Raw genomic sequence first — 18396 nt, forward strand, 5'->3', positions numbered from 1 at the left:
GGATAACAATGCAAGGCGTAAACTGAGGTAATTGTTATTCACTTTTCAAAGCTTACAACGTAGCAGTGGTTTTCGAGCTTGCGCCCCGTAGGGCAAGGCAAATAGCACCAATCTGCGTTGTTATAAAATATCTATGTAGAATAACTATACTTCAATTTTATGCCTAGCATCTTGGCACTATTTGCCTTGCTGACTTTGCATCTTGAGGTAGCATGGGTATATGTTTACATTTGGCGATAAAACACCCATAAACTCAGTATAGATCGGTAACATTGTTGAATTATTGATACAGATCACCCTTTACAGCCGTAACGTTTTTTATAACAAAATCACCCATTCAGCTTACAAGTGTTAGCTCTTTCTGGTCGTATCAGTAATTAATTAGTTTCGGGTGATTGTATCGGTCTGAAACCTCAGGTACTCTGCATGCTCGATTGTGATAAAACGCTAATAATGAAGATGAACAAACGTTAATCTTCAGTATTTTTTAGAGAGTCCCAATAGATTGTACGGAGTGTTCATTCTGCTATGGCCGTCCTTAAATGACTGCAAACCGACAAACTAAACCCGCCGCTAAAGCAGTGGTAAAAAAAACCTCTTCCGATTGTGATGTTGCGAGCACACCTGTGCGCCATCGCAATGCGACAACGACTCCCGAAATGCGTCAATTTATTCAAACTTCCGACTTTAGTGTCAGCCAGTTGGCTAAAATTCTGAACATATCAGAAGCCACAGTGAGAAAATGGCGCAAGCGAGATTCCATCAGTGATACACCTAATACACCACATCATTTAAAAACGACTCTTTCGCCTATGGAAGAGTATGTGGTTGTTGGCTTGCGTTATCAGCTGAAAATGCCATTAGACAGGTTGCTAAAAGTCACCCAACAGTTCATCAATAAAGACGTTTCTCGTTCAGGACTTGCCCGCTGCTTAAAACGCTATGGCGTATCGAAACTCGATGAATTCGAAAGCCCGTATGTGCCAGAGCGCTATTTCAATCAATTACCGATTGTTCAGGGTACAGATGTAGCGACTTATACACTTAACCCTGAAACGCTTGCTAAAACTCTGTCATTGCCTGAAGCCACACCAGACAATGTGGTGCAAGTGGTATCGCTAACGATTCCACCTCAACTCACTCAAGCAGACAGTTACTCAATTTTACTCGGTGTCGATTTTGCAACCGACTGGGTGTATCTCGACATCTATCAAGACAACCACACACAAGCAACCAATCGCTATATCGCTTATGTGTTAAAGCACGGACCGTTCCATTTACGTAAATTGCTCGTCAAAAATTACCATACTTTTTTAGCCCGCTTTCCTGGTGCAACTGTGTTGCACTCCATGGAAGCGGCGAACCAAAAAAATAAATCAGCTAAGGATCAGCTGAACACTGGAGACTCAAAATGAGCCAAGCCCCTACAAATCCTGAGACCTCATCTCAAGATAACAACGAGTCGCAAGATACAAGACTGAACAAACGTCTTAAAGACATGCCAATTGCCATCGTCGGCATGGCAAGTATCTTTGCTAACTCTCGTTACCTGAATAAGTTTTGGGACTTAATCAGCGAAAAGATTGATGCCATAACAGAAGTGCCAGATACCCATTGGCGCGCTGAAGATTACTTTGATGCCGATAAAAGCACCCCAGATAAAAGCTATTGTAAACGTGGTGGATTTATCCCAGAAGTTGATTTCAACCCAATGGAATTCGGCCTGCCACCAAATATCTTAGAACTGACTGATACTTCACAATTGCTATCATTAGTGATTGCCAAAGAAGTGCTTGCAGATGCGGGCGTTACCTCTGAGTACGATACTGACAAAATAGGTATTACGCTGGGTGTGGGTGGCGGTCAAAAGATCAATGCAAGCTTAACGGCGCGCCTGCAATACCCAGTGCTTAAAAAGGTATTCAAAAGCAGCGGCCTAAGTGATGCTGACAGCGATATGCTGATCAAAAAGTTCCAAGATCAATACATCCACTGGGAAGAAAACTCATTCCCAGGCTCTCTAGGTAATGTTATCGCAGGCCGTATTGCTAACCGCTTCGATTTGGGTGGCATGAACTGTGTGGTTGATGCTGCATGTGCAGGTTCGCTTGCAGCAATGCGTATGGCATTAACTGAGCTAGTTGAAGGCCGCAGCGAAATGATGATCACAGGTGGTGTGTGTACCGATAACTCACCATCAATGTACATGAGTTTCTCAAAAACCCCTGCTTTCACCACCAATGAAACAATTCAACCATTTGATATCGACTCAAAAGGCATGATGATTGGTGAAGGTATCGGCATGGTAGTCCTTAAACGTCTTGAAGATGCTGAACGCGATGGCGACCGTATTTACTCTGTCATTAAAGGCGTTGGTGCTTCATCAGATGGTAAGTTCAAAAGTATTTATGCTCCGCGCCCTGAAGGCCAAGCTAAAGCGTTAAAACGTGCTTATGATGATGCAGGTTTTGCCCCAGAAACCGTAGGGCTAATCGAAGCTCACGGTACTGGTACTGCTGCTGGTGATGTTGCCGAGTTTAACGGCCTTAAATCTGTATTTGGTGAGAATGACTCAACCAAGCAACACATTGCGCTAGGCTCAGTGAAATCACAAGTGGGTCACACTAAATCTACCGCTGGTACTGCTGGCGTGATTAAAGCCGCCCTTGCTCTGCACCACAAAGTCCTACCGCCAACCATTAACGTCTCTAAGCCAAATCCTAAACTTAATGTTGAGGATTCGCCGTTTTTCGTTAATACCGAAACACGCCCTTGGATGCCTCGCCCAGACGGCACACCCCGTCGTGCAGGTATTAGCTCGTTCGGTTTTGGTGGAACTAACTTCCACTTAGTATTAGAAGAATACAGCCCAGAACACAGCCGTGATGACAAATACCGTCAACGCCAAGTGGCTCAAAGCTTATTAATTAGTGCAGATAACAAAGCAGCCTTGATTGCAGAAGTGAATAAGCTAACTGCAGACATCAGCGCGCTTAAAGGCACAGATAACAGTAGCATCGAGCAAGCTGAATTAGCTCGTATAGCTAAAGTTTATGCCGTTCGCACTTTAGATGCTTCAGCAGCCCGTTTAGGTCTTGTTGTATCAAGCCTCAACGAATTAACCACTCAGCTGGGTTTAGCGTTAAAGCAGCTAAGTAACGACACTGATACATGGCAACTACCTTCAGGCACAAGCTACCGCTCATCTGCTCTTATCACTGTGACAACTAAAGGTAAAAAAGCGGCTAACTCACCAAAAGTTGCGGCATTATTTGCAGGTCAAGGCTCTCAGTACGTCAATATGGGTATTGAAGTCGCTTGTCATTTCCCAGAAATGCGTCAGCAATTAATAAAAGCCGATAAAGTGTTCGCAAGCTTTGATAAAACGCCGCTGTCTCAAGTGATGTTCCCAATTCCAGCCTTTGAAAAAGCAGATAAAGATGCTCAAGCGGCATTGCTTACCAGCACTGATAACGCGCAAAGCGCCATTGGTGTAATGAGCATGAGCCAATACCAACTGTTTACTCAGTCTGGTTTCAGTGCAGATATGTTTGCAGGCCACAGCTTTGGTGAACTATCGGCATTATGTGCTGCTGGCGTTATCTCTAATGATGATTACTACCAGTTATCATTTGCTCGTGGTGCAGCAATGGCTTCATCAGCAATTGATAAAGATGGTAATGAACTAGATAAAGGCACCATGTACGCCATTATCTTACCTGCCAATGAGGCTGATGTAGCAAATAGCGATAACATCGCTAAGTTAGAAACCTGCATAAGTGGATTTGATGGTGTAAAAGTCGCTAACTATAACAGTGCCACTCAACTGGTTATTGCTGGCCCAACTGAATCGTGTGCTGATGCTGCCAAAGCGATTAGTGCATTAGGCTTTAAAGCTATTGCCCTTCCAGTATCTGGTGCTTTTCACACCCCACTTGTTGGACATGCGCAAAAGCCATTCGCGAAAGCCATCGATAAAGCAAAGTTTACCGCTAGCAAAGTTGATTTATTTTCTAATGCGACAGGCGAAAAGCACCCTTCTGATGCTAAATCAATTAAAGCGGCGTTCAAGCAGCATATGTTGCAATCAGTGCGTTTCACTGATCAACTAAACAATATGTATGATGCTGGTGCTCGTGTATTTGTTGAGTTCGGACCTAAAAATATTTTACAAAAGCTGGTTGAAGCAACGCTAGGTAATAAAGCTGAAGCTGTGTCCGTGATTAGCATTAACCCTAATCCAAAAGGCAATAGTGATGTGCAATTACGTGTTGCAGCTATGCAACTCAGCGTAATAGGCGCTCCGCTTACTGAGGTTGACCCTTATCAAGCCCAAATCGCAGCCCCTGCTGTACCAAAAGGTATGAACGTCAAGCTGACTGCAACCAACCATATCAGTGCGCCAACCCGCGCTAAGATGGAAAAATCATTAGCAACCGGTCAAGTTACCTCGCAAGTCGTTGAGACAGTTGTAGAGAAAATTGTCGAAAAGCCTGTTGAAAAAGTAGTAGAGAAAATCGTGGAAAAAGAAGTGATTAAAACTGAGTATGTTGAAGTTGCAGCATCTGGCTCAACAACTGTGTCTAAAGCTGCTGCTCAAGCTCCCCAAGCAATTGCACCTCAAGCACCAGTACAAAGTACTCAAGCTCAAAGTGCTCAAGCTTCAGGCAACTTAGAAGCATTCTTCAATGCACAACAGCAAGCAGCTGATTTACATCAGCAATTCTTAGCCATTCCACAACAGTATGGTGACACCTTTACTCACTTGATGGCCGAGCAAAGTAAAATGGCCGCTGCAGGGCATGCTATTCCTGAAAGCCTACAACGCTCAATGGAGCTATTCCACCAGCATCAAGCTCAAACGCTACAAAGTCATACTTTGTTCCTTGAGCAGCAAGCACAATCAAGTCAAAACGCGTTAAGCATGCTGACCGGTCAAATGCCAGTGACTGCAACTCCTGTTGTTAATGCACCTAATGCTAGTGCACCTAATGTTAATGCACCTAACATTAGTGCTCCGAAAGTTAATGCGCATACAACTGCAAACCCGGTGGTTGCTGCGCCAGCACCCGTCGTTGAAGCTGTGAAAGTAGCGGCTCCTGTAGCTCCAGCATCCAAGCCGGTCGCAATGGCTGCTCCAGCACCACGAATTGAACCAGTAAAAGCACCTGCTCCAGCTGGCTTAAGCGCGGAAACAGTGCTGAATACTATGCTAGAAGTGGTTGCTGAAAAGACCGGTTACCCTACTGAAATGCTTGAGTTAAGCATGGATATGGAAGCTGATCTTGGTATTGATTCAATCAAACGTGTTGAAATTCTAGGAACAGTTCAAGATGAACTACCTACGCTACCTGAGTTAAGCCCTGAAGATTTAGCTGAATGTCGTACCCTTGGTGAAATCGTCGACTATATGAACAGTAAGCTACCCGCTGAAGGGACTCAAATAGCAGCTCTGATTGCTGTTGCAGCACCAGCATCAGGTCTTAGCGCAGAAACCGTGCTTAATACAATGCTAGAAGTCGTAGCTGAAAAAACCGGTTACCCAACTGAAATGCTTGAGCTAAGCATGGATATGGAAGCTGATTTAGGCATCGACTCAATCAAACGTGTTGAAATTCTAGGTACCGTTCAAGACGAGCTACCAACGCTACCAGAATTAAGCCCTGAAGATTTAGCTGAGTGTCGTACACTTGGTGAAATCGTCGACTATATGAACAGCAAGCTTCCTACAAGTGCCGCTGAAGGCTCTCAGCTACCAACTGCTAGTTCTGCTCCAGTAGCATCGCAAGTTCAGTCTGCGGCGCCTGCGTCTGGCCTTAGCGCAGAAACCGTGCTTAATACAATGCTTGAAGTCGTAGCAGAAAAAACCGGCTATCCAACAGAAATGCTTGAATTAAGCATGGATATGGAAGCTGATCTTGGTATTGACTCTATCAAGCGTGTTGAGATCTTAGGTACCGTCCAAGATGAACTTCCAACACTGCCAGAGCTAAGCCCTGAAGATTTAGCCGAGTGTCGTACTCTTGGCGAAATCGTTAGCTACATGAATTCTAAGCTTCCAGCAGTCAGTGCGACAACAGCCGTAGGGACTCAAACACAAGTAACCGCTCCGGCTTCACAAGCATCTGGTTTAAGTGCTGAGCAAGTACAAAGCACCATGATGACTGTGGTTGCTGAAAAGACCGGTTACCCAACTGAAATGCTTGAATTAAGCATGGATATGGAAGCCGATTTAGGCATCGATTCAATCAAACGTGTTGAAATTCTAGGTACCGTTCAAGATGAACTGCCAACACTGCCAGAGTTAAGTCCTGAAGATTTAGCTGAGTGTCGTACCCTTGGCGAAATCGTTAGCTACATGAATTCTAAGCTTCCAGCAGTCATTGCGACTGCTGCCGCAGGGACTCAAACACAAGTAACCGCTCCAGCTGCACAAGCATCTGGTTTAAGTGCTGAGCAAGTACAAAGTACCATGATGACTGTGGTTGCGGAAAAGACGGGTTACCCAACTGAAATGCTTGAACTAAGCATGGATATGGAAGCTGATTTAGGCATCGACTCTATCAAACGTGTTGAGATTTTAGGTACTGTTCAAGATGAACTGCCAACGCTACCAGAATTAAGCCCTGAAGATTTAGCTGAATGTCGAACACTTGGTGAAATCGTCAGCTATATGAACAGTAAGCTTCCAGCAATCAGTGCAACAACTGCGACTGCACCAGTGACGTCAGCTGCTCCTGTTGCCAATGGTTTATCTGCTGAAACAGCCTTGAGCGCCCCGTCAGGTTTATCTGCAGAGCAAGTTCAAAGCACTATGATGACTGTGGTTGCTGAAAAGACGGGTTACCCAACTGAAATGCTTGAGCTAAGCATGGATATGGAAGCGGATTTAGGCATCGACTCAATCAAACGTGTTGAAATTCTAGGTACAGTTCAAGATGAGCTGCCAGGCTTGCCAGAGTTAAATCCTGAAGATTTAGCAGAGTGTCGTACGCTTGGTGAAATCGTCAGCTACATGAACAGTAAGCTTCTTCCTACAAGTGCAGCCGCAGGCGCTAATACACAGGCCTCAGCAGGCGCTTCTCAAGTAGCAGCTCCAACAGTTAGTGGTTTATCTGCAGAGCAAGTTCAAAGCACTATGATGACTGTAGTTGCTGAAAAGACTGGATACCCAACTGAAATGCTTGAGCTAAGCATGGATATGGAAGCCGATCTTGGTATCGACTCAATCAAACGTGTTGAGATTCTAGGTACTGTTCAAGACGAGCTACCGGGCTTACCTGAATTAAATCCTGAAGATTTAGCAGAGTGTCGCACCCTAGGCGAAATCGTTAGCTACATGAACAGCAAACTAACGACAAGCAGTGTTGTGAACACTGCGCCATCAACGGCAGCTGCACCAACTGCCACAGCAGAATTAGCAACCGACTTACCTCCACACCAGGAAGTCGCGCTAAAAAAGCTACCAGCGGCGGATAAGTTAGTTGACTGTTTTTCAAAAGACGCATGTATCGTTATCAATGATGACGGTCATAACGCAGGTGTTTTAGCTGAAAAATTAGTTGCAACAGGCCTAACCGTCGCCGTTATTCGTAGCCCTGAATCAGTCACATCTGCGCAATCACCACTAAGTAGTGATATTGCCAGCTTCACTTTAGCTGCGGTAAATGACGATGCGATTAGCGATGTCATTGCTCAGATTAGTCAGCAGCATAAGATTGCTGGTTTTGTTCACCTTCAACCTCAACTCGCGACATCAGGCAACTTACCATTAAGTGACGCAGGCTTTGTAGCAGTAGAGCAAGCGTTCTTGATGGCTAAACACCTACAGAAACCGTTTGCTGAACTTGCAAAAAATGAACGTGTTTGCTTTATGACTGTCAGCCGCATTGATGGCGGATTCGGATACTTAAACACAACTGAACTTGCCAAAGCTGAGCTTAACCAAGCAGCTTTATCTGGCCTAACAAAAACACTCGGCCATGAGTGGCCTAACGTGTTATGTCGAGCATTAGATATTGCACCAAGCTTTGAAGCGGTTGAGCTTGCACAAGCAGTGATTGCTGAGCTTTTCGATATTGACACAACCACTGCTGAAGTCGGTGTTAGTGGCCAAGGTCGTCACACCCTCACAGCAACAACAGCGGCGCAAACCCGCTACCAAACAACATCACTCAATAGCAGTGACACAGTGCTTGTTACTGGCGGTGCTAAAGGTGTCACATTTGAATGTGCCCTAACCCTTGCTAAGCAAACACAGTCGCACTTTATCTTAGCGGGTCGTAGTGAGCATTTAGCTAGTAATTTACCGACTTGGGCTCAAGGCAAACAAGCTAAAGAGTTAAAGGCTGCTGCGATTGGTTTTATTCAATCACAAGGTAACAAGCCAACACCTAAGCAAATTGATGCATTAGTGTGGCCTATTACCAGCAGTTTAGAAATTGATCGCTCATTAGCAGCATTTAAAGCTGTCGGTGCAAGTGCTGAATACATCAGCATGGATGTCAGCTCAGATGCAGCAATCAAGCAGTCTCTTGCTGGCCTTAAACCGATTACAGGCATCATTCACGGTGCAGGCGTACTTGCCGATAAACACATTCAAGACAAAACATTAGCCGAGTTAGGCCGCGTTTATGGCACTAAAGTGTCGGGTTTTGCGGGAATCATCAATGCGATTGATGCTAGCCAACTAAAACTGGTTGCTATGTTCTCATCTGCAGCAGGTTTCTATGGCAACACTGGTCAAAGTGATTACTCAATGTCGAATGAGATCCTTAACAAGGCAGCACTTCAACTTGCAGCGAACTACCCGCAAGCAAAAGTGATGAGCTTTAACTGGGGACCTTGGGACGGCGGTATGGTCAGTTCAGCGCTAAAGAAAATGTTTGTTGAACGCGGCGTATATGTGATTCCGCTCGATAAAGGCGCAAACTTGTTTGCTCACAGCCTATTGTCTGAGTCTGGCGTACAGCTATTAATCGGCTCAAGTATGCAAGGTTCAGCATCAACTGAAGGCGCTGCTGTAAAAAAGCTTAATGCGGACTCTTCGCGTAATGCCGAGGGTTCGCTGATTCTTTCTTTAAATAATGCTGCAAGTCACCGTGTTGTAAGTAACACAGTGAGTATTGAACGAGTACTAAATCCTGTTGCAATGCCCTTCATTGAAGATCATTGCATCGCGGGTAATCCGGTACTACCAACAGTGTGCGCCATACAATGGATGCGTGAAACTGCGCAGCAATTGTGTGGTCTGCCTGTATTGGTTCAAGATTATAAGCTGCTAAAAGGCATTATTTTCGAGACTAAAGAGCCACAAGTATTAACGCTGAAACTGACGCAAACAGAGTCAGGTTTAACAGCACTGATTGCTAGTCGCATGCAAAGTGATGATGTGGATAGTTTGCTTAGACCTCAGTATCAAGCCAATCTCCTTGTTAATGAGAAAGTTGTCAATGAGAAGGTTGTTAACGATAAGCTAGCAAATGACGCTGTTTCAGACACGCTACCAGCAGTGGCAAAAGACGCCCAACAGTTAGTTGAGTCAGGTAAAGTTATCAGCACAGATAGTGAGCTATATAGCAACGGTAGCCTATTCCACGGTCCTCGCCTACAAGGAATAAAGCAGCTGTTAATTGCCGACGATAAGCAGTTAGTTTGTTCGGTTGAATTACCACAAATTGATGCCAAAGATTGTGCAAGCTTTACACCGCAAACAGATTTAGGTGGTAGTCAGGCTTTCGCTGAAGATTTGCTACTGCAAGCCATGTTAGTGTGGGCGCGCATTAAGCACGATGCAGCGAGCTTACCGTCAACTATTGGTGAAATAACCACTTATGCGCCGTTCGCTTGTGGTGATAAGGGTTACTTAGTGTTAACTGTACTTAAAAGTACCAGTCGTTCATTGACAGCTGATATTGCGCTTTATCATCAAGATGGCCGCTTAAGCTGCACCATGTCGAGTGCCAAAACAACCATCAGTAAAAGTTTAAATGAGGCTTTTCTAGCGCCATCGAAAACCCTAGCTGATTTGCAGGAGTCTGTGTGAGTAATCAACTGACTTCAAAGACTGAAGCAATTAAAAGCATGCGAATAGCTTTAAAACTAGTTGCGAATGAGCAAGTCTCATTCGCAACATCTTCAGTATTTAAAAACAATAACGTTAATGCAAGCAGCTTTGCAGCGATTAAGCCTTGCTCATTAGCTGAAGTCATTGGCGCTTCAGCTATTGATCTTGAAATTGATGTATCAAGCCTAGATGCGAGTTTGACTGAAGCTGTAGTTAGTGAAGCTGTAGTTAGTAAAAGTGCTGTTAATACCGCACTTAGCTTTAATGACTATTTTGCTCAAGCCATCATCCATATCGAGCAGCAACATACGGTATTACTCAGTCACCCTGAATTACCGTATCGCTTATTAATGATGCCTGCGATTGTGGCGGCTAAACATCGTTGCCACCCTCATGCTTACTTAACCGGTTTGGGTGAAGCTGATGATATGCCAAGTGCAATAAACGCAGCATTAGTTCAAGCTAAGCGTGCACACATTACACCGACTCATGTCGATGCGACTCAATTAACTTGTTATAAAGATAAGTTTGCCCAGTTGATTATGCTGATAGGCAGCATCGCAACTCGCAGTGTGCCAAATACAGTTTCAAACAATCAGTCAACTGATGCTCAATACTGGTTTACTGAAATGCACCAAAATCGCGTTGCCAGCTTTAATTTTAGTGAAGGTAATAAGCAACACAGTGCTGTTTTCGTTCAAGGTACTGAGCTTGCGCAAGCAAGTTCATTATTAGATGAAAATCGACTATTTTTGCCAGTATCCGCCAAAGACCTTGGTTCCATGAAGCAGCAGCTGCAAACATTAAGCACTCAATTGGCAGCGCTGCCTGAACAAAATGAAAAAAGTGGCAGCACAGCTATCTCCTTCATGCTTAATCAGCTAAAGCAATTTGATCAGAACCAGCCTTTATCGGCTATCGTTATGGCCAGTTCAGTTGCTAATGCGTTAAGTGAAGTCGATGCAATGCTTGACGCAATTAATAAAGCTGAAGTCACTGCGGAAAATGAAGTCAAGATCCAAGCTAAAAATGCCGTTAATATTGAACACAAAACCCCGTCAGGAAGTTGCTTTTATCTCACTTCAGACCAAGTACTTGGCCAAAGCGGCTTGTGTTTTGTTTACCCAGGCGTGGGCACAGTTTACCCGCAAATGTTTGCTCAATTGCCGCGATACTTTCCGGCATTATTTGCCCAACTAGAGCGTGATGGTGACGTCAAAGCCATGCTGCAAGCTGATAGCATTTATGCTGAAAATGCTAAAACCTCGGACATGAGCTTAGGTGAATTAGCCATAGCAGGTGTAGGCGCAAGTTATATCTTAACTAAAGTGCTTACCGAGCACTTTGGGATAAAGCCTAACTTTGCCATGGGTTACTCAATGGGCGAAGCGTCTATGTGGGCGAGTCTTAATGTGTGGAAAACACCGCACAATATGATTGAAGCAACGCAAACTAACAGTATTTTTACCACTGACATTTCGGGCAGATTAGACTGCGTTCGTCAAGCTTGGCAGCTAGAACACGGTGAAGACATTGTATGGAATAGCTTTGTGGTTCGTGCAGCGCCTGCTGATATCGAAAACGTATTAGCTGATTTCCCACGCGCTTACCTTGCCATTATCCAAGGTGATACTTGTGTGCTTGCAGGTTGTGAAGAAAGTTGTAAAACGCTGCTTAAACAGATTGGTAAACGCGGCATAGCAGCTAATCGAGTAACCGCAATGCACACCAAACCTGCGATGCTTATTCGAGACAACGTCCAAGCCTTTTATCAACAGCCTTTGCATGAGCAAGATGTTATTACCCCTTTCGCAAGCCAAATTAAGTTCATCAGCGCTGCCAGCCAATCGCCGATTAGCTTAACCAGTGAAGCGATTGCAGCATCAATTGCCGATACCTTTTGTCAGCCGTTAGATTTTACACAATTAGTCAATAATGCACGTCAATTGGGCTCCTCGCTGTTTGTAGAAATAGGCGCAGACAGACAAACGACAACATTGATTGATAAAATCTCGCGCACCTCTGAAATGGCGCAAACATGCCAAGCTATTTCAGTTAATGCAAAGGGCGATGACCAAACTGCGCTACTTAAATGTATTGCTCAACTGATTACTCATAAAACCCCAATGTCGCTCGATTACCTTACTGAAACTTTGTCGAGTTTACTCACGACAACTTTGGCGGCAGAAAAAAGAAGTAATCCTCACACAGACAATATGTTGGCCCCTCAATTAGAAGGAGAACAATCTTGAGTTCTCAATCAAATGTTCCCAAGATTGCCATTGTAGGTTTAGCGACTCAGTATCCTGATGCGGATACGCCGGCTAAATTCTGGCAAAACTTATTAGACAAAAAAGACTCACGCAGCACCATTAGCAGTCAAAAGCTCAATGCAAACCCTGCTGATTTTGAAGGTGTGCAAGGCGAGTCTGACCGTTTTTATTGCGACAAAGGCGGCTACATTCAAAACTTCAGTTTTGATGCCAATGGCTACCGTATTCCTGCCGAGCAATTTAACGGACTTGATGACAGTTTTTTATGGGCAACAGATACCGCCCGTAAAGCGCTTAGTGACGCTGGCGTTGATATAAACAACGCGCAATATACCAATACATTAAACCGTACAGGTATAGTAATGGGAACCTTATCGTTCCCAACCGCTAAATCAAATGAGTTGTTTGTTCCTCTGTATCACAGTGCGGTAGAAAAGGCGTTACAGCATAAACTGCAGCAACCAGAATTCACCTTACAAGCTTTTGACAGTGAAGGTTTCAACCAACAAAACACTCATGCATCGTTATCAAATGGAGCCATTGCCCATAATGCATCAAAACTGGTGGCCGACGCCCTTGGTTTAGGTGCTGCGCAATTAAGCCTTGATGCTGCTTGTGCAAGCTCGGTTTACTCGTTAAAGCTTGCTTGCGATTACTTGCATACTGGCAAAGCTGACATGATGCTTGCCGGCGCAGTATCTGGCGCTGATCCATTCTTTATTAACATGGGTTTCTCAATATTCCACGCATACCCTGACCATGGTATTTCGGCGCCTTTTGATAGTAATTCAAAAGGTTTGTTTGCAGGTGAAGGCGCTGGTGTTTTAGTGTTAAAACGCCTTGAAGATGCTGAGCGCGATGGCGATCATATCTATGCGCTTGTGAGCGGTATTGGATTATCAAATGACGGTAAAGGTCAATTTGTATTAAGCCCAAATAGCGATGGCCAAGTTAAAGCGTTTGAGCGTGCTTACGCCGATGCTGCTATGCATGATGAAAACTTTGGCCCTGACAATATTGAAGTGATTGAATGTCACGCCACTGGCACCCCTTTGGGTGATAAAGTTGAGCTGACTTCAATGGAGCGTTTTTTTAGCGACAAGCTCAATGGCAGTAACACGCCACTCATTGGCTCTGCTAAGTCTAACTTAGGCCATTTGCTGACTGCTGCGGGTATGCCTGGGATCATGAAAATGATTTTTGCTATGCGCCAAGGTATGTTACCGCCAAGTATTAACATTAGCGCGCCGATTGCTTCTCCATCGGAGATGTTTGGCCCTGCTACCTTACCTAATGATGTGCTGCCATGGCCTGATAAAGCCGGCAATACTGCTCGCCATGCGGGTGTGTCAGTATTTGGTTTTGGTGGTTGTAATGCCCATTTATTGGTTGAGTCTTATTTTGCTAAAAGCCATGGAGAGAACCATGGTGAACTCAGCACTAGCACCCCGTCATATTCAACCACTCATTCAACGACAATCAATGCGCAATTACCCATGCACATTACCGGTATGGCATCGCACTTTGGCTCCCTTAGCACCATTAATGCATTCGCTAATGCTGTTGCAACAAAGCAAAATGCTTTTAGTGCATTACCAGCAAAACGTTGGAAAGGTCTTGATAAACACCCTGAGTTATTAAGCCAATTTGGCATTGCCGAAACTGCCCCAATGGGCGCTTATATCGACCAGTTTGATTTCGACTTTTTACGTTTCAAAGTGCCGCCAAATGAAGATGACCGCTTGATTTCACAGCAGCTGCTATTAATGAAAGTGGCTGATGAAGCGATACATGATGCCAAGCTTGAGTCAGGCAGTAAGGTTGCCGTGCTAGTGGCCATGGAAACCGAACTTGAATTGCATCAATTCCGCGGCCGAGTCAACTTACATACTCAAATTGCAGCAAGTCTTAAGGCACATGGCGTCAGTCTGTCAGATAGTGAATATCAAGCACTTGAAACCATTGCCATGGACAGCGTGTTAGATGCCGCCAAGCTCAACCAATATACCAGCTTTATTGGTAATATTATGGCGTCGCGCATCTCATCGTTATGGGACTTCAATGGCCCAGCTTTTACCATTTCAGCAGGTGAGCAATCGGTTAACCGCTGTATTGATGTCGCGCAAAACTTATTAGCGATGGAGTCTCGCCAAGAGCCTTTAGATGCTGTGATTATTGCCGCAGTGGATCTATCTGGCAGCATTGAAAATATCGTGCTTAAGACAGCAAGCCTAGCTAAAACGGGCAGCAACCAAGCGCTTAGTATTGGCGAAGGCGCTGGTGCAATTGTGCTGCAAACTGCCACCTCATCAACAGACACAGCAAAGCCACTTGATTTAATCCATCAAGCTTTAGGTGCAGTTGACGCTCCGGCGCAAACTGATGACTCTAAAATCAACAGCCATATACAAAACAGCTATGGCACCATTGATAGTTTAGCCTTTGGTCATCTTGAAAATTTACCAGCAATCACTGATGACTTGCTAACGCCAGCTGGATTAACGGCTGCAAATATTCAATTGTTAGAGCTAAACCAAGCACCTGATTTACTTAACATTGAATCCGCGCAAACGCTTTCACAGTTATATAGTCAGTCAGAGAGCAGTCAAGCTCAATCCTGCATCGGTCACACCTTTGCAGCATCGGGTATTTCCAGCTTACTGCACGGTTTAATACACGGGTTAGTAAACGGACAATTGCAGGCTTCATCGCCAAACAATAGCAATCCACAATCGGTAAATAACACCATTGTTGCCACTGTCAGTGAAAACCAATGCTCACAACTTCTTGTCAGCCAAACAGCTGAGCAGCGAACGGCATTGAACGCACGTATTAACACTGATATTCAGGCGCAAACCGCCAAAAAACTCAGCTTAGTGAAACAAGTCAGCTTAGGTGGCCGCGATATATATCAACATATTGTCGATGCACCTTTAGCTGAGTTAGACAGTATTCGCGCTAAAACGGCCAAGTTAACGCCAGTTGCTAAAAATACACCGTTAACGATGGCCGAGCGTAACCAGTTTATTGCCCCGGCAAGTACAAAGCCTGTGACAGCTGACACTAATCCCCCAAATTCAATGACAACAGAGACTTCTATGCCGTTTTCTGATCGTTCAACCCAGTTCAACCCTAAACCAAGCCCGTCAGCGCCGAAGCAAGTCGCTTCGCCTCAAGCGGTGGCAAGTGTTGCCATCAGCCAAGTGCCACCTGCACACTTAACTGCTTTTGAGCAAAACCAGTGGTTAGCTCACCAAGCGCAGTTAGCATTTTTGAAGAGCCGTGAGCAAGGTTTAAAAGTCGCAGATGCCCTCTTAAAACAAGAGTTAAAGCAAGAGCTAGCCCATGCAAATGGTCAGCCTTATGTAGCCCAATCAGTCTCACAAGCTGTTGCACCTATCCAAGCTGAAAATGTATTAGCTCAGCCAGTTGCACCAGCTCCAGTTTTGCGTCCAGATCATGCCAACGTGCCGCCATACACAGCGCCAGTGCCAGCAGATAAGCCATGTATTTGGAATTATGCTGATTTAGTGGAATATGCCGAAGGCGATATTGCCAAAGTATTTGGCCCAGATTACGCTGTCATTGATAACTACTCACGTCGTGTACGCCTTCCTACAACAGATTACTTATTGGTATCTCGTGTAACTAAGCTCGATGCCACCATGAATCAATACAAACCATGTAGCATGACTACAGAATACGACATCCCTGAAGATGCGCCGTATTTAGTCGATAGCCAAATCCCATGGGCAGTAGCCGTTGAGTCAGGCCAATGCGATTTAATGCTGATCAGCTACTTAGGCATTGATTTTGAAAATAAAGGTGAGCGCGTTTATCGTCTTCTTGATTGTACGTTAACCTTCTTAGATGACTTACCTCGTGGCGGCGATACCTTACGTTACGATATTAAAATCAACAACTTTGCTAAAAATGGCGACACCTTATTATTCTTCTTCTCTTACGAGTGTTTTGTTGGCGATAAGATGATCCTGAAAATGGATGGCGGTTGTGCTGGCTTCTTTACCGATCAAGAGTTGGATGATGGCAAAGGCGTTATTCGCACTGATGATGAAATCAAAATCCGTGAAACAGCATTAAACAACCCGAACAAACCTCGTTTTGAACCGCTACTGCATTGCGCGCAAAATGAGTTTGATTATGGACAAATCCATCATCTACTTAATGCCGATATTGGTGGTTGTTTTAATGGTGAACACCACAACCATCAACAAGCATCGGGTAAACAAGACTCGTTATGTTTCGCTTCAGAAAAGTTCTTGATGATTGAGCAAGTTGGCAACCTGCAAGTTCATGGCGGCGCTTGGGGCTTAGGCTTTATTGAAGGTCACAAAACCTTAGCACCTGATCATTGGTACTTCCCTTGTCATTTCCAAGGTGACCAAGTGATGGCTGGCTCGTTGATGGCAGAAGGCTGTGGCCAATTACTGCAATTCTTTATGTTGCACATCGGCATGCACACCTTAGTTGAAAACGGTCGTTTCCAACCACTTGAAAATGCGTCGCAAAAAGTACGTTGTCGTGGTCAAGTTCTGCCGCAACATGGCGAATTGACTTACCGTATGGAAATCACTGAAATTGGCACTTACCCTCGCCCATATGCAAAAGCAAACATTGATATTTTACTCAATGGTAAAGCGGTGGTTGATTTCCAAAACCTTGGTGTAATGATTAAAGAAGAAGCAGAATGTACTCGTTACATCGGCGACAGTTCTGAGACAAGTACTATTGCTTCAGGTGCAATGACAAACAATAGTCATAACGCGCCTGCATCAGCAAATGCACCGTTAATGGCGCAAGTGCCTGACTTAAGCGCACCGACCAACAAAGGGGTTATCCCACTGCAGCATGTTGAAGCGCCGCTGATCCCTGACTACCCAAATCGCACCCCTGATACATTGCCGTTCACTGCTTATCACATGTTTGAATTTGCCACAGGTAACATCGAGAACTGTTTTGGCCCTGACTTTAGTATCTATCGCGGCTTTATTCCACCGCGTACGCCTTGTGGTGATTTGCAACTAACCACTCGTATTATCGATATTGACGGTAAACGTGGCGAACTTAAAAAACCATCATCATGTATCGCTGAATACGAAGTGCCAACGGATGCATGGTATTTTGCCAAAAACAGCCATGCCTCTGTAATGCCATATTCAGTACTAATGGAAATCTCATTGCAACCAAACGGCTTTATCTCAGGTTACATGGGCACGACATTAGGCTTCCCTGGTGAAGAGTTATTCTTCCGTAACCTAGATGGGAGTGGCGAGTTACTCCGCGATGTGGATTTACGCGGTAAAACCATTGTTAACGACTCAAAACTGTTATCTACCGTGATAGCTGGCAGTAACATTATTCAAAGTTTCACCTTTGATTTAAGTGTCGATGGCGAGCCTTTCTACAAAGGCAGCGCGGTATTTGGTTACTTCAAAGGCGATGCACTTAAAAACCAACTGGGTATTGATAATGGCCGCATCACGCAGCCTTGGCATGTTGAAAACAATGTTGCTGCCGATATCACCGTTGATTTACTGGATAAGCAATCTCGCGTATTCCATGCGCCTGCTAATCAGCCACATTACCGTCTAGCTGGTGGTCAGCTTAACTTTATCGACAAAGCTCAAATTGTTGATAAAGGGGGCAAAAATGGTTTAGGTTACTTGTCTGCATCGCGCACCATTGACCCAAGTGATTGGTTCTTCCAGTTCCATTTCCATCAAGATCCTGTGATGCCGGGTTCATTAGGCGTTGAAGCGATTATCGAGTTAATGCAAACTTACGCCATCAGTAAAGACTTAGGTAAAGGTTTCACTAACCCTAAATTTGGTCAGATTTTATCTGACATCAAATGGAAGTACCGTGGCCAAATTAACCCACTGAATAAACAAATGTCGTTAGACGTGCACATCAGTGCAGTTAAAGATGAAAACGGCAAACGCATTATTGTAGGTGACGCAAACCTAAGCAAAGATGGTTTACGTATTTACGAAGTTAAAGACATCGCAATCTGTATCGAAGAGGCATAAAGGAATA

At 44.6% G+C, this 18396-nt stretch carries 4 protein-coding genes; all 4 read left to right on the plus strand.

All coding sequences use genetic code 11. The features are described 5' to 3' along the window. The first annotated feature begins 542 nt into the window (after positions 1-542). The 4 genes from FNZ24_RS05230 to FNZ24_RS05245 are packed head-to-tail and all read left to right on the plus strand — an operon-like array spanning position 543 to position 18389. On the plus strand, positions 543-1415 hold the full coding sequence (locus FNZ24_RS05230) for a transcriptional regulator (protein ID WP_228768386.1): 873 nt from the start codon (positions 543-545) through the stop codon (positions 1413-1415). Further along, complete coding sequence (locus tag FNZ24_RS05235; RefSeq protein WP_153913410.1) at positions 1412-10045, plus strand: type I polyketide synthase; 8634 nt, start codon at positions 1412-1414, stop codon at positions 10043-10045. Before FNZ24_RS05230 ends, FNZ24_RS05235 begins: the two co-directional genes overlap by 4 nt. After that, positions 10042-12318 carry a PfaB family protein gene (locus FNZ24_RS05240; protein ID WP_153913411.1) on the plus strand — a complete coding sequence of 759 codons (2277 nt, stop codon included), beginning with the start codon at positions 10042-10044 and terminating at the stop codon, positions 12316-12318. The genes FNZ24_RS05235 and FNZ24_RS05240 overlap by 4 nt, the downstream gene beginning before the upstream one ends. Then, the gene (locus FNZ24_RS05245; RefSeq protein ID WP_153913412.1) at positions 12315-18389 is read left to right on the plus strand and encodes a beta-ketoacyl synthase N-terminal-like domain-containing protein; all 6075 of its coding nucleotides are present in this window, start codon (positions 12315-12317) and stop codon (positions 18387-18389) included. Before FNZ24_RS05240 ends, FNZ24_RS05245 begins: the two co-directional genes overlap by 4 nt. Positions 18390-18396 lie beyond the last annotated feature (7 nt).

The organism is Shewanella sp. TC10 (genome assembly GCF_009663145.1).
GTDB lineage: Bacteria > Pseudomonadota > Gammaproteobacteria > Enterobacterales > Shewanellaceae > Shewanella.

Excerpts from the sequence above, each read along its gene's own strand:
- FNZ24_RS05230 (WP_228768386.1), top strand. The coding sequence starts at position 543 with ATGACTGCAAACCGACAAACTAAACCCGCCGCTAAAGCAGTGGTAAAA.
- FNZ24_RS05235 (WP_153913410.1), top strand. The coding sequence starts at position 1,412 with ATGAGCCAAGCCCCTACAAATCCTGAGACCTCATCTCAAGATAACAAC.